The following is a 13,257-nucleotide window of genomic DNA, read 5'->3' on the forward strand; positions in this document are numbered from 1 at the left end:
CCCCCCGGCCCCCCCCCCCCCCCGCGGGCCGGGGGCCGCCCCCCCCCCGCCCCCCCACGGCCTTGTTCCACGAGCGGGGTTACGACGCGACGAGCATGAGCGACATCGCCGCACGCCTCGGCTTCACCAAGGCGGCGCTGTACCGGCACGTGACGGGCAAGGCCGAACTGCTGCGGGCGATCACGCGGCCGGTCCGCGCGGACGTGCGGGCCCTGCTGGCCGCGAGCACCGCCGGAGACGACCGGCCCGTCGACCAACTCGCTCAGCTGTTACGAGGGTTGGCCGGCGCCGCGGCGGCCGACCCGGGCCGGTACGTCCTCTTCTGGGGGCCGGACGGCGAGCGGAGCCCGCACGGGCCCGACGCCGTGTGCCGTGCGGCGGTGGTCCAGCGGCTGACGGAGCTGCTGGAGCGCGCCGCCGACCGCGGCGAGATACGCGACGGCATCGTTCCCCATCTGGCCGCCCGGCTGCTCGTCGGCGCGGTCACCGGGCCGGGCCGGCCGGTGTCACCGTCGGCCGTGGACGTCCTGCTCGACGGGCCGGTGCGGCGTCTGAACGACGGGGCAGGCCGGGGGCGGGGGCGCTGACCGGGTCAGCGCGGAGCGGACGGCGTGGCGGAGCCACACGTGGACGGGCTCGGTCTCGTGGCGGGGGTGCCAGGCCTGGCAGATGCTGATGGGCTCGGTCTCCACGGGAAGGTCGAACAGTTCGATGCCCACGCACTGCCGTGCGCCGGCGGCGAGCGAGTGGGGCATCGCGGCCACCAGATCGCTCGACGCGACCATCAGTAACGCCTCGCCGTAGCTCGGCACGGAGGCGATGACGTCCCGGCGCAGCCCGCACGCGTGCAGGGCCCCGTCGATCGGGCCTGCCATACGGCCCCTGCGGGAGACGCTGACGTGCCGTACCGCCGCGAACGCCGCCGGGCTCACGGCTGCGGCCGCCAGCGGATGTCCGCAGCGCGCCACTCCCACGAACCGGTCGTCGAAGAGCGGCTCGATGCGCAGTTCCGGGCTGCACTCGTCGATGACCCCCACCTCGATGTCCACGGTCCCCTCCCGCAGGGGCGCGCTGCCGTGGGTCGTCTCCACCGTGAACGCGAACCGGGCGCGCGGCACTTCCGCGCTCGCCCGGTTCAGCAGCGCCGGAGCCAGTACCGCCGCGTAGGCCTCGTCCGCGACGATGGTCAGGGTCCTGGTGACCCGGGTGAGATCCTCCTGCCGACGCGGGGTGAGCAGGGCCTCGGCCTCCCGCATCAGGGCCCGCACCTTCGGCCGGAGCTCCAGCGCCCGAGGCGTGGGAACCAGCCCCCGCCCGGCGCGCACCAGCACGGGGTCACCGAGCGCGCGGCGGATCTTGGACAGGGCCCGGCTCATGGCGGGCGGGGACAGCGCCAGCCGCTCCGCCGCCCCGGTGACGCTGCCCTCCTGGAGCAGCGCGTCCAGGGCCGGCAGCAGCCGCACGTCCACGGGGGGCACCGGAGCGCCGGACAGCTCGTGGGCCCGGTCGCCGTCCTGGCCGGGGTCATCGACACAGGTTCCGCTCAAGGCTGCTCCCGACGGAATGCGTACCGGTGGAAAAGAGTGGGTAATGCCGCGTCCGCGGCGAAGGTGGAACGGTGCGCCGGAGAGACCCGGTCGAGTTCGGACCTCCCGGTGAATCCGAACAGCGCACCGAGGGCCACGCATTCGAGGAGCGGAATCTCGCACGGGTCCGGAGCGTGCCGATGGTGTTCGGCCTGTGGCAGGTATCTCTCCGCCCTGACGATTCCGCACACGGAGAAGGCGTGGTCGCGAAAAGGGCCGCCGGCCGAAGAGCGCGGGAACGGCGCCGACCACGGTGTCGTCCGTGTGCGTCCGCGTACTCGGTGCACGGTGAGCGTCTGATGGAAATCCACCGTGCGCGGACTTCCTGATCCGTTGTCGCGGAATATCACCCGTGAAGACATTCCGATAGGCTCCTGTCTGGAAGTCGAAGGGATCGGATCGGCCTTTCGGGATTACTGACCGGGTGGCCCGGAAAACTCTTGGTAATTGATCGTCATGGGTGACTGGGTAAAGGGACGGAAAAGTGGGTGGGCGGGCATGGGCCCCCTCCGGGGCCCTGGGGGAGGCCTATGGGCAGGTCAGGGCTCGGGCTGGAGTGAAGGAAGCGGCAGGTGGTGCAGGGCGTTCGAGGAGCATGGGATCACTTCCCCCGAGGAAAATGAATGTCGTGAGCCGGGGTGGTATTCCGCCTCCGGATCCCCCTTATTGATTGTTGTACCACCGGTTCAGTGATGCGTGTAGCACGCATACGTCAAACGGAATTATCACTTCCGGCTGTACGGTGAGGGAAGTTCAGGGTGTGACCTTTGCGTGTGAAGTAACCCACGTTTGTTCCAAGGTTTTCCGTATCGCCCATATACTGTTTCGCGACGAGTAATCGTTGAAGATGCGACTGCGTGGGCGATCATGCTCGCGTGCACGTCTTGATGGTTGATAACCATGCACGGCAGGGGGAGATTACATGTCACGCACATCCCGTCCGGCTTCTGAAGGGTTAGCGGCCACTCTTGATTCCGAGCAGGAGTCCGATTGCGCGCAGGCCAGGACGGTCTCGGCGCTGACTCCGCGGGAGCGTCAGGTCCTGGACGGAGTGAAAGAGGGAAACTCCAACAGAATGGTCGCCCGGTTGCTCGGCATTTCCGAGCGCACGGTCAAGGTCCATCTGCACTCGATCTTCATCAAGCTGGGCGCGGCGTCACGCACCGAAGCCGTCATCGAGGGGATCAGGAGCGGTTGCATAAGCCTGCACTGACCGTCGTGTGCGAGTGGCCCCCGACGAAGACGTCGGGGCCGCTCGTCCGGTCGGTGTGCGGTCAGGAGCCCGACGGCTCGCGGGCGAGTCCGAGGACCAGGCGGCACGTGGTGTCCACCAGTTGTCTGTCGATCGGGGAGCCGAGGACGAGGACGCGGTAGTACAACGGGCCGAGCAGCAGGTCCACGAGGTGGTCGAGCGTACGGTCGTCGACGACGAGATCCTGGTCGCGGGCGAGCAGGTCGCGCAGGCCGGCCACGTCACGCTCCCGCTGCTCCCGCAGGAAGCCCGACCGCAGCGACGCGGCCGTCTCGCTGTCCAGCTGGGCATGGCCGAGGAGAGCCAGCAGGACCTGGCCGGCCGGCTCGTCGAAGAAGTCGGCCACACGCTGCAGATGGCGGGTGAGACTCTCCTCGACGGTGCCGTCCTCGTCCACGTGCCACTCCAGGGCCTCGCGGGCGTCGTCGGTGAGGGTGTCGAGAAGGATGTCGACCTTCGACTTCCACCAGCGGTAGATCGTCTGCTTGGCCACGCCCGCGCGCTGGGCGATGCCCTCGATGGTCAGGGCCGCGAAGCCCCGCTCGACCAGCAGGTCGTCGGCGGCGTTCAGCACCGCGAGGCGGACGCTCTCGCTGCGGCGAGGGCCGGTTCGGCTGATGACCGTGGCCTTCTCGCCGGCCGGTTGTGGTTTCCGCGTGGTGCTGATGGTTCCGTCACCTTCGTATCGTGTCCGTCGCTGTGATTCTGGCACAGCGGGCCCGCCGCGGACCGGTGCGCGGCGGATCGCGCTCAGGTCGCCTTCCGGCCGGTCCGCACCAGGCTGAGCAGGACGCCGAGGGACAGCGCGGCCACCGCGGCGCTGAACGTCTCGCCGGCCGGACGCAGGCTGGTCTCGCGGATCAGGACGCCCACTCCGATCGCGGGCACCGCCAGCATCGAGTACAGGATGGCGAAGAAGGTGGAGACCGAGGCGCCCCTGTGCTCGGGAGCGCTGCGCGTGGTGATGCTGCCGAGGCCGTGACCGACGGCGATGCCCGTGGCCAGTCCGTTGACCGCGGCTCCGACGAGCAGGGGGGCCAGGGAGCTGGTGGCCATCGCGGCGGCGATCAGACCGGCCGCGACGATCAGGCCCAGGCAGGCGGCGGGCAGGGCGGTGGTGGGCCTGACGGTGCGGACGAGGAGCTGGCCGAGAGCGGTGCACGCGAAGGCGATGAAGACCACGAGGCCGGTCAGCGAGTGGCTGGACTCGTGCAGCACCGTCCCCAGGAACAGGCCCGTCACCGCGGTCAGGACGCCGAGCACGGCGAAGCCCGCGCCCGCCGCCATCGCCGAGCGCAGGAAGTCCGAGCGGATCTCGGCCGGGACGTGCAGCGGCTGGAACTGCGGGGAGAAGCCGGAACGGTGGGTGGAGCTCTCCCCGTTCACGATCACCCCCACCGTGCCGATCGCGGCGAGGGCGAGCATGACGACCCAGGGGGTGCGCAGCGGGGAGGGCGCGAGGTCCGCCATGATGCCCGCCAGCAGCGTGCCGCACGCGAGCCCGCCCATGTTCGCGAACAGCGCCAGGGTGGCGGGCCTGATCCGGCTGTGCAGCCCGAGCCGCTCGGTCAGTGAGGCGGTGGCGGCCCCGGTCACCAGCGCCGCCGCGAAACCGGAGACGACCCGGGCGACCAGCAGCGCGGTGAGGCTCTGGGCCAGGAGGAAGATCACCGCGGCGCACACGGACAGCAGGGTGGCCGCGACCAGGACGGGGCGGCGCCCGATCTGGTCCGAGAGCCGGCCGAAGGCCAGCAGCCCGAGGACGACCCCGAGCGCGTAGACGGCGAAGACCACCGTCACGGCGAACGGCGTGAAGCCGAACTCCTGTCCGTAGAGCGGGTAGAGCGGGGTGGGCGCCGTGGTGCCCGCCATGGTGATCCAGAGGGCGAAGGCCACGCTGAACACGGCGAGGCCGCCGCCCCGTGCCCTCTGTGGAGCGCCGGTCCCGTCGGCGGCGCGGACGGTCGAGTTTCCCACTGAAGTGGCCTCTCGTGAGTGTTGGGGTGCGCGGAAGGAACGGCCGCCTCGACAGCTGTCGAGACTTACCGTTGCGTCTAACCTGGAGATTAGACTAGTCGTCGCGTCTATTCAACGGCGCAGAGGTGGCCGCCTGTGACATGCCGGTGAGCCCGAGGCCGAGGTGGTGCCCGGTGAACCGGTGGCGGCCGCGGCCGAGTTGCCCGGCTCGTCGGGCCGGGGCGGGGCTGTTCCGCGACGCCTGTACGGCCGTCGACAGGGTGCGGGAACGCCGCAGGGGCGGGGTGCCCGACCGGCACCCCGCCCCTGCGTTTCGCGTACGCGTGAACGCCTAGCTGATCGCCTTGATCAGCTCGCCGTTCGTGGTGTCACCGCTCAGCTCCCAGAAGAACGTGCCTCCCAGGCCCTGCTCGTTCTTGTAGTCCATCTTGGTGCCGATGGTCTCCGGGGTGTCGTAGCTCCACCAGTCGTCGCCGCAGTGGGCGTACGCCGTACCGGCCACCGTGCCCGAGACGGGGCAGCTGTTCTTGAGGATCTTGTAGTCCTCGATGCCCGCCTCGTACATGCCCGCCGCGGCGCCGGTCGCGCTGCCGCCCGGCTCGCTCTGGGTGACGCCGGTCCAGCCCCGGCCGTAGAAGCCGATGCCGAGCAGCAGCTTCTCCGACGGGATGCCCAGCGACTTCAGCTTGGAGATCGCGGCGTCCGAGTTGAAGCCCTCCGTCGGGATGCCCGGGTAGGAGGTCAGCGGGGAGTGCGGGGCCGTCGGGCCCTGCGCCGCGAACGCGCCGAAGAAGTCGTACGTCATCGGCAGGTACCAGTCGAGGTGCTCGGCCGCCCCCGCGTAGTCCACCGCGTCGATCTTGCCGCCGTCGGAGCCGTCCGCCGTGATCGCCGAGGTGATCAGGTTGTCGTCCCCGAAGGTCTTGCGCAGCTCGCCGAGCAGCTCGCCGTAGGCGTCACGGCCGCTCGTGTCGCAGGTCAGACCGCAGGCGTTGGGGTACTCCCAGTCGATGTCGATGCCGTCGAAGACATCGGCCCACCGCGGGTCCTCCACCAGGTCGTAGCAGGACTGGGCGAAGGCGGCGGGGTTCTGCGCGGCCTCACCGAACCCGCCCGACCAGCTCCAGCCGCCGAAGGACCAGAGGATCTTGATGTCGGGGTGGAGCTCCTTGAGCTTGCGCAACTGGTTGAAGTTGCCGCGCAGTTCCTGGTCCCAGGTGTCGGCGACCCCGTCGACCGACTCCTCGGCGGTGTAGGCCTTCTCGTAGTCGGCGTAGGAGTCGCCGATCGTGCACTTGCCGTTCTGCACGTTGCCGAAGGCGTAGTTGATGTGGGTGAGCTTCTCCGCGGATCCCGACGTCACGATGTTCTTGACGTGGTAATTGCGGTCGTAGACACCCCAGTTGGTGAAGTATCCGATCACCTTGTCGCCCGCCGCCGTGGGGGCGGCCTCGGCTGCGGCGGGGGCCGCGGCCGGCTGTGCGGCGGGGGTGGCGCCGGCCGGGGACGTGCCCGCGACGCCGAGCAGGGTGGCGCCGAGCGCCGCCGTGCAGGCGGCCGCGGCGAGCGCCCGGAGCCGGGCGCGGGGACGGTGCAGTGTGAGCATCGTGGCTCCTCGTGGGGGAGGGCTGGTGCGTGGGGGGTGCAGGCCGAACGCCGGGCCGTACGCGCCCGGTTTGGCATGAACGCGGTAAGGCGTTCGGTTGGAACCGTAGAAGGACTAGACCAGTTGGGTCAATGGTTCGGACCAATTCACCGATCAACGGGATCTCGTCCATCCCCTCTGACCAGCCCGTCCCCCCGTGACGGGAGGCATCCGATCGGGCATACTCAACCCGCCACAGCCGCTGTCCCGCACCCCTCGAGACCCGGGAGGGCAGGATCGGCTGAGCAGTCCGTTCTTCCCGGCCCCGGTCCGGGAGATCGCCCGGCGGCGCCTCTCACACCCCGAGCGCGCGACCGTCGCAACGCCCGACAGGGAGGAGAGCGCCGTCATGTCCGACCGTGCCCAGCAGCCGGTGGAACGCCGTCTGCCCACCGAGGAGTCCCGGCAGCTCGTCGCGCTCGTCCGCGACATCGTGTCGAACGAGATCGCCCCCCGGGCGGCCGAGGAGGAGGACGCGGGCCACTTCCCGCGCGAGGTCTTCACCCTCCTCTCCGCCTCCGGCCTCCTCGGCCTTCCCTACGGCTCCGCCCACGGCGGCGGCGACCAGCCCTACGAGGTCTACCTCCAGGTGCTGGAGGAGCTGGCCGCGGCCCGCCTCACCGTCGGCCTCGGCGTCAGCGTCCACTCCCTGGCCTGCCACGCGCTCGCCGGATACGGCACCGAGGAGCAGCAGGCGGCGCACCTCCCCGCGATGCTCTCCGGCGGCCTGCTGGGCGCCTACTGCCTCTCCGAGCCCGCCTCCGGCTCCGACGCCGCCTCCCTGCGCACCAGGGCCGTACGCGACGGCGATGACTGGGTCATCACCGGGACCAAGGCGTGGATCACCCACGGCGGCGTCGCCGACTTCTGCACCGTGCTCGCCCGCACCGGCGTCGAGGGCCCCCGCGGCATCACGGCCTTCCTCGTCCCCGGCGACGCCGAAGGGCTGAACGCCGCGCTTCCCGAGAAGAAGATGGGGATGAAGGGCTCGCCCACCTCCCAGCTCAACTTCGACGGCGTACGGGTCGGTGACGAGCGCCGCATCGGCGAGGAGGGCCAGGGCTTCGCCATCGCCCTGTCCGCGCTCGACTCCGGACGCCTGGGCATCGCCGCCTGCGCCGTCGGGGTCGCCCAGGCGGCCCTGGACGAGGCCGTCCGGTACGCCACCGACCGGCGCCAGTTCGGCCGCCCCATCGCGGACTTCCAGGGGCTGCGCTTCATGCTGGCGGACATGGCCACCCAGATCGAGGCCGGCCGGGCGCTCTACCTGGAGGCGGCGCGGCTGCGCGACGCGGGGGAGCCCTTCTCCCGCCAGGCGGCCATGGCGAAGCTCTTCTGCACGGACGCGGCCATGCGCGTGACCACCGACGCCGTCCAGGTGCTCGGCGGCTACGGCTACACGCTGGACTTCCCGGTCGAGCGGCTGATGCGCGAGGCCAAGGTGCTCCAGATCGTGGAAGGCACCAACCAGATCCAGCGCATGGTCATCGCCCGCCACCTCGCGGGTCCCGAGACCCGCTGACCCGCAGCGGCAGGTCCGGCCGGACGGGCGGCGCGGCGGCCCGGTCCCCCTCCGGGTCGCGGCGCCCCGGCACGCTCCGGCCGCTGCTGCGCCAATCCCGCAGCAGGGCGCTGTAGATGGGCGGGTCGACGGGGGAGGCCATCGGTGAACTCCCCGTCGACCGGGGCAGCGGCTGCGGAACCGATTCTTCGGAGGCCGGGGGAGTGAGCCGGCGGCGCCCCGGGCCGACTGGTGCATGCGGCGTCGTCATACGGGGTCAACGCGCCGGGGCGGGCCCGGGTCACTGCCGTCCCGCACCGGGTTCCCGTTCGGCGGGTGCCCCCGGGCACCCGCCCTGGGGCGCACCCACGGCCGGGAGCGGCGGCTCAGGCGGCCTCGCGCCGCATCCGGGGCACCCGCAGCGGGCGGGAGCCGGGGCCGCCGGCGTGGGAGAAGGGCTGCATCCGCCAGTCGAGTCCCTGGGGGAGCGTCAGCAGCAGCGCCGTCTCCTGCTCCTGGGGCTCCAGCGTCTCGTCGGCCGGCCGGGTGTCCGCCGCGGCACGCCCGGTGCCGGAGCAGACGGTGAGCACGAACGGGTTCCACGGGGTGGGGCACCGGGCGTGCTCCGGCAGCACGTCCTCGTCGGCCAGCAGGGCGATCGGCTGGGCGCAGTCCGGGCAGACGACCCGGAACATCTCGAACATGTCGTACACATCGGCACTGTCGTCCTCGTCGGGATCGACAGGCTCCGGTTCGGTACGTCCGGTGAGCTTCGTGCTCTGCATGGGATCTTCCCCCCTCGGGTGGGCCGGCACGGCGCCACGGCCTCGACCACAGCAAGCACTTCCCTGCGCCCGTGGCCGATAACCGTGAGGGGACCTGCTACCGACCCGTAGGTCTGTGGTGTTCGTCACATGCCGCCCGCAGGTGCCGTTCCGTGACCTCGCGCGACTGTGCCGACGGGTGCCCGGGGCCATAGGTTGATCCACATGGAGGAGCTGGACCGTCAGATTGTGGAGTTGCTCGTCAAGGACGGGCGGATGAGCTACACCGACCTGGGCAAGGCCACCGGCCTGTCCACCTCGGCCGTTCATCAGCGCGTCCGCCGGCTCGAGCAGCGCGGGGTGATCCGCGGCTATGCCGCGGTCGTCGACCCCGAGGCCGTCGGGCTGCCCCTCACCGCGTTCATCTCGGTGAAGCCGTTCGACCCCAGCGCGCCCGACGACATCGCGGAGCGGCTCGCCGGGGTGCCGGAGCTGGAGGCCTGCCACAGCGTCGCCGGGGACGAGAACTACATCCTCAAGGTGCGCGTGGCGACCCCCCTGGAGCTGGAGCACCTGCTCACCCGGATCCGTACGCTGGCCGGCGTCTCGACCCGGACGACGGTCGTCCTGTCCACCCCGTACGAGGCGCGCCCCCCGCGCGTCTGAGGGGGGCGCGGACCTCGCGGTTCCCGGCAGGCGCGAGACTGGTCCCATGACCGAGAGCACCGCCCCCCAGAGCGCCCCCGACCACCGCACCCTGCTGCTGCGCGGGGGAGACGTCCACAGCCCGGCCGATCCGTTCGCCACCGCGATGGTCGTCGAACGCGGGCATGTCGCCTGGGTGGGCTCCGAGGGGGCCGCCGACGCCTTCGCGAGCGGCGTCGACGAGGTGGTCGATCTGGAGGGCGCCCTGGTCACCCCGGCGTTCACCGACGCCCACGTCCACACCACCGCGACCGGCCTGGCCCTCACCGGGCTCGACCTCTCCGGTGCCCGTACGCTCCCCGAGGCCCTCGGCCTCGTCCGTGCGTTCGCGAACGGGCACGCCGCCACCGACGTCCTGCTCGGGCACGGCTGGGACGCCGCGCGGTGGCCCGAGCGGCGCCACCCCTCGCGCGCCGAGCTCGACGAGGCCTCCGGCGGGCGGGCCCTGTACCTGCCCCGGATCGACGTCCACTCCGCCGTCGTCACGACCGCCCTGCTGGACCTCGTCCCGGGCGTCACCGCGATGGCCGGATACCACCCCGACGCGCCGCTGACCGGCGACGCCCACCACGCCGTACGGGCAGCCGCGCACGCCGCCCTCACCCCCGCCCAGCGGGGGGCCGCCCAGCGCGCCGCGCTCGACCACGCCGCCTCCCTCGGCATCGGCACCCTCCACGAGTGCGGCGGACCCGAGATCTCCGACGAGGAGGACTTCACCGCCCTCCTGGCCCTCGCCGCCGAGCGGCCCGGCCCCCGGGTCGTCGGTCTCTGGGCCGAGGAGATCACCGGTGAGAAGGGCGCCCGCCGCATCCGGGAGCTCGGCGCGATCGGCGCTGCCGGAGACCTCTTCGTCGACGGCTCCCTCGGCTCGCACACCGCCTGCCTCCACGAGCCGTACGCCGACGACCCGCAGACCGGCACCGCCCACCTGGACGCCGCTGGGATCGCCGCCCATGTCACCGCCTGCACCGAGGCCGGCCTCCAGGCGGGCTTCCACGCCATCGGCGACGCGGCCGTCACCGCCGTCGTGGAGGGCGTACGGGCCGCCGCCGAGACGCTGGGTCTGGCCCGCGTCCGTGCCGCCCGCCACCGCGTAGAGCACGCCGAGATGCTCACCCCCGAGACCGTCGCCGCCTTCGCGGAGCTGGGCCTCACCGCCTCCGTCCAGCCCGCCTTCGACGCCGCCTGGGGCGGCCCCGAGGGCATGTACGCCCAGCGCCTGGGCGCACAGCGGGCCGCCACCCTGAACCCGTACGCCGCCCTCCTGCGCGCCGGGGTGCCGCTCGCCTTCGGCTCCGACAGCCCGGTCACCCCGCTCGACCCCTGGGGGACCGTACGGGCCGCCGCCCACCACCGCACCCCCGAGCACCGCATCTCCGTCCGGGCCGGCTTCACCGCCCACACCCGGGGCGGCTGGCGGGCCGTCGGCCGCGACGACGCGGGGCTCCTGGTGCCGGGCGCACCGGCCGACTACGCGCTCTGGCGGACCGCCGAACTCCTGGTCCAGGCCCCCGACGACCGGGTCGCCCGGTGGTCCACCGACCCCCGCTCCGGCACGCCCGGACTGCCGGATCTGAGCCCCGGCGCCGAGCTGCCGGTCTGCCTGCGGACGGTGGTCTCCGGACAGACGGTCTACGTACGGCCGAACGAGTGACGTCGGGGGATTCCGTACCGCCGATCGATGGCTCGGGCACGTGTCCGGGGTCTGTGACACTCCGGCACTGACCAGGCAATTTGGGCAAAAGCCGCAGGTCGCACGGGTGTTGACAGAACGCGCCCACGGGCCGGTAGGTTCGGCCGGGTCCACCACAGGACGTCCGACCGGTTAAACCTCCACGCAGTCGTCGAACGCCGCTGGGTCATGGGGTGGTGTGCCGCACCGGCCCACCGCCACTGACAGCCAGGTTCAGCGCCCGCGCCTCGGGGGCGAGGGAAGGTTTCAGCCGGACGGAGGGTGCGACCCGGGTGGGGCCCGGACGTTCAGTAGACAACGGCTCTCGGTCGATCCGCAGCCAGCGGGTCCCAGGCCGGCCCGAAGGGCGCCGGGCCCCGATCCGCAGTTCCCGTCCGCGGTTCTGTCCGCAGTTTCGTCCATCTGCCCGGCCTGTGCCACGCGCGAGCACCACCGCGTAGCCTTCCGGAGGTCACACGCTGGATATGGTGTCCCTCTGTGTACGGACTCTAAGGGGCAGTAGTGAACGACGGCGGTCAGAGGCAGTTCGGCCCGCTCGGCAAGGTCCTGGTGATCATTCCGACCTACAACGAGGTCGAGAACATCAGGCCGATCGTCGACCGGGTGCGCACGGCCGTGCCGGACGCCGACATCCTGGTGGCCGACGACAACAGCCCCGACGGCACCGGCAAGGCGGCCGACGAGATCGCGGCCGCCGACGACAAGGTCCACGTCCTGCACCGCAAGGGCAAGGAAGGGCTCGGCGCCGCCTACCTCGCGGGCTTCGCCTGGGGCTCCGAGCACGGCTACGGCGTCCTCGTCGAGATGGACGCCGACGGCTCCCACCAGCCCGAGGAGCTGCCCCGGCTGCTCACCGCGCTCAAGGGCGCCGACCTGGTCCTCGGCTCCCGCTGGGTGCCCGGCGGCCGGGTGGTCAACTGGCCCAGGAGCCGCGAGGTCATCTCGCGCGGCGGCAGCCTCTACTCCCGCCTCGCCCTCGGCCTCTCCGTCCGCGACGTCACCGGCGGCTACCGCGCCTTCCGGACCGAGACCCTCGAGGGCCTCGGGCTCGACGAGGTCGCCTCCCAGGGGTACTGCTTCCAGGTCGACCTGGCCCGCCGCTCCGTGGAGGCCGGCTACCACGTCGTCGAGGTCCCCATCACCTTCGTGGACCGCGAGGTCGGCGACTCCAAGATGAGCCGGGACATCCTCGTCGAGGCGCTGTGGCGGGTCACCGGCTGGGGCATCACCTCCCGCGCCAACAAGGTCCTGGGCCGCAAGAAGCCCTGACGGCGTACGTACGGACCCCGCGCGCGGCCGTAAGGGGGCGGGTCCATGATCACCCCCTTACGCCGCTTCCACCTCCGTACGGGCACACTGGTTGCATGACGACCGGCACTCCGCCCCCGACCCGTCCCCGGCGCTCGCGCGCCCGTAGATTCCTGCCGCTGGCCCTCGCCGCCTGGCTGGTCCTGGAGATCTGGCTCCTGACCGTGGTCGCCTCGAACGCGGGCGGGCTCACCGTCCTGCTGCTCCTGGTCGCCGGGGCCGTTCTCGGCACCGTGGTGATCAAGCGCGCCGGGCGCCGCGCCTTCAAGAACCTCACCGAGACCCTCCAGCAGATGCCGGGGCAGCCCGGCGCCACCGAGGCCCCGCAGGTCGCCCCCGCCGGCTCCAAGGGCAGCAGGGGCAACGGGCTGCTGATGCTCGGCGGCCTGCTGCTCCTGATCCCCGGCCTGATCTCGGACGCCGCCGGGCTGCTCCTGCTGGTGCCGCCCGTGCGCACCCTCATCAGCCGCCGGGCGGAGAAGTCCCTGGAGCACCGGATGCGCGCCGCGTCCCCCGGCAGCCTCTCGGACGCCTTCCAGCAGGCCCGTATGCACCGGCCGGACGGGAAGGTCGTCCAGGGGGAGGTCATCCGCGAGGACGGCACGCAGCCCCCCTCCGGCCCCGACGACGACCCCCGGGGCCCGCGCCCGCCGCTCACCCCCTGACGCCGCACACCGGCCGGGGCGCCGCAGGGCCCCGGCCCGGACACGCCAAGAGCCGCGGGGGGGGGGGAACGTGTTGTTGTGAAGGCCCCCCGGGCGGTGGGGTGGGGTTGGGGGGGGAGGGGGGGGGGTTTAGTGGGAGATGGGGTGGGGTGGGGGAGAGT

General features: G+C 72.1%; 12 protein-coding genes. 7 read left to right on the forward strand and 5 right to left on the reverse strand.

Translation table 11 applies throughout. The features are described from left to right. Positions 1-62 precede the first annotated feature (62 nt). Positions 63-587 (forward strand): helix-turn-helix domain-containing protein, encoded by a 525-nt coding sequence (locus AB0917_RS30415; RefSeq protein ID WP_366822896.1) that lies wholly within the window; start codon positions 63-65, stop codon positions 585-587. Here the strand turns inward: AB0917_RS30415 and AB0917_RS30420 are convergent. Then, positions 507-1,547 carry a LysR family transcriptional regulator gene (locus tag AB0917_RS30420; RefSeq protein WP_366822897.1) on the reverse strand — a complete coding sequence of 347 codons (1,041 nt, stop codon included), beginning with the start codon at positions 1,545-1,547 and terminating at the stop codon, positions 507-509. The genes AB0917_RS30415 and AB0917_RS30420 overlap by 81 nt on opposite strands. A gap of 961 nt (positions 1,548-2,508) precedes the next feature. Here AB0917_RS30420 and AB0917_RS30425 point away from each other — a divergent pair. Next, positions 2,509-2,799: a LuxR C-terminal-related transcriptional regulator gene (locus AB0917_RS30425; protein WP_366822898.1), complete on the forward strand. Its 291-nt coding sequence runs from the start codon at positions 2,509-2,511 to the stop codon at positions 2,797-2,799. A 61-nt stretch (positions 2,800-2,860) separates the two neighbouring features. Here AB0917_RS30425 and AB0917_RS30430 read toward each other — a convergent pair whose 3' ends face one another. From AB0917_RS30430 to AB0917_RS30440, 3 genes are all read right to left on the reverse strand, one after another. Next, the gene (locus AB0917_RS30430; RefSeq protein ID WP_366822899.1) at positions 2,861-3,412 is read right to left on the reverse strand and encodes a TetR/AcrR family transcriptional regulator; all 552 of its coding nucleotides are present in this window, start codon (positions 3,410-3,412) and stop codon (positions 2,861-2,863) included. A gap of 176 nt (positions 3,413-3,588) precedes the next feature. After that, on the reverse strand, positions 3,589-4,815 hold the full coding sequence (locus AB0917_RS30435) for an MFS transporter (protein WP_366822900.1): 1,227 nt from the start codon (positions 4,813-4,815) through the stop codon (positions 3,589-3,591). Positions 4,816-5,146: 331 nt separating this feature from the next. Continuing rightward, positions 5,147-6,421: a glycoside hydrolase family 18 protein gene (locus AB0917_RS30440; RefSeq protein WP_366822901.1), complete on the reverse strand. Its 1,275-nt coding sequence runs from the start codon at positions 6,419-6,421 to the stop codon at positions 5,147-5,149. Positions 6,422-6,809: 388 nt separating this feature from the next. Here AB0917_RS30440 and AB0917_RS30445 point away from each other — a divergent pair, with 388 nt between their 5' ends. Beyond that, positions 6,810-7,982 carry an acyl-CoA dehydrogenase family protein gene (locus tag AB0917_RS30445; RefSeq protein WP_366822902.1) on the forward strand — a complete coding sequence of 391 codons (1,173 nt, stop codon included), beginning with the start codon at positions 6,810-6,812 and terminating at the stop codon, positions 7,980-7,982. Positions 7,983-8,347: 365 nt separating this feature from the next. On the opposite strand, the gene AB0917_RS30450 is transcribed toward AB0917_RS30445, so the two are convergent. Continuing rightward, positions 8,348-8,746 carry a hypothetical protein gene (locus tag AB0917_RS30450; RefSeq protein WP_366822904.1) on the reverse strand — a complete coding sequence of 133 codons (399 nt, stop codon included), beginning with the start codon at positions 8,744-8,746 and terminating at the stop codon, positions 8,348-8,350. Positions 8,747-8,950: 204 nt separating this feature from the next. Here AB0917_RS30450 and AB0917_RS30455 point away from each other — a divergent pair, with 204 nt between their 5' ends. From AB0917_RS30455 to fxsA, 4 genes are all read left to right on the forward strand, one after another. Further along, complete coding sequence (locus tag AB0917_RS30455) at positions 8,951-9,391, forward strand: Lrp/AsnC family transcriptional regulator (RefSeq protein ID WP_015607305.1); 441 nt, start codon at positions 8,951-8,953, stop codon at positions 9,389-9,391. 46 nt (positions 9,392-9,437) lie between these two features. Beyond that, the gene (locus AB0917_RS30460) at positions 9,438-11,084 is read left to right on the forward strand and encodes an amidohydrolase (RefSeq protein WP_366822905.1); all 1,647 of its coding nucleotides are present in this window, start codon (positions 9,438-9,440) and stop codon (positions 11,082-11,084) included. A gap of 540 nt (positions 11,085-11,624) precedes the next feature. Then, positions 11,625-12,392 (forward strand): polyprenol monophosphomannose synthase, encoded by a 768-nt coding sequence (locus tag AB0917_RS30465; protein WP_366822906.1) that lies wholly within the window; start codon positions 11,625-11,627, stop codon positions 12,390-12,392. Between the two features lie 95 nt (positions 12,393-12,487). Beyond that, positions 12,488-13,096 carry an FxsA family membrane protein gene (fxsA, locus tag AB0917_RS30470; RefSeq protein ID WP_366822907.1) on the forward strand — a complete coding sequence of 203 codons (609 nt, stop codon included), beginning with the start codon at positions 12,488-12,490 and terminating at the stop codon, positions 13,094-13,096. The last annotated feature ends 161 nt before the right edge of the window (positions 13,097-13,257 follow it).

The sequence above is a fragment of the Streptomyces sp. NPDC007346 genome (assembly GCF_040703535.1).
Classification (GTDB): domain Bacteria; phylum Actinomycetota; class Actinomycetes; order Streptomycetales; family Streptomycetaceae; genus Streptomyces.

Bases quoted from the DNA above. Each gene is read 5' to 3' on its own strand.
- AB0917_RS30425 (WP_366822898.1), top strand. From the start codon at position 2,509: ATGTCACGCACATCCCGTCCGGCTTCTGAAGGGTTAGCGGCCACTCTT.
- AB0917_RS30440 (WP_366822901.1), bottom strand. From the start codon at position 6,421: ATGCTCACACTGCACCGTCCCCGCGCCCGGCTCCGGGCGCTCGCCGCG.
- AB0917_RS30445 (WP_366822902.1), top strand. From the start codon at position 6,810: ATGTCCGACCGTGCCCAGCAGCCGGTGGAACGCCGTCTGCCCACCGAG.
- AB0917_RS30450 (WP_366822904.1), bottom strand. From the start codon at position 8,746: ATGCAGAGCACGAAGCTCACCGGACGTACCGAACCGGAGCCTGTCGAT.
- AB0917_RS30455 (WP_015607305.1), top strand. From the start codon at position 8,951: ATGGAGGAGCTGGACCGTCAGATTGTGGAGTTGCTCGTCAAGGACGGG.
- AB0917_RS30460 (WP_366822905.1), top strand. From the start codon at position 9,438: ATGACCGAGAGCACCGCCCCCCAGAGCGCCCCCGACCACCGCACCCTG.
- fxsA (WP_366822907.1), top strand. From the start codon at position 12,488: ATGACGACCGGCACTCCGCCCCCGACCCGTCCCCGGCGCTCGCGCGCC.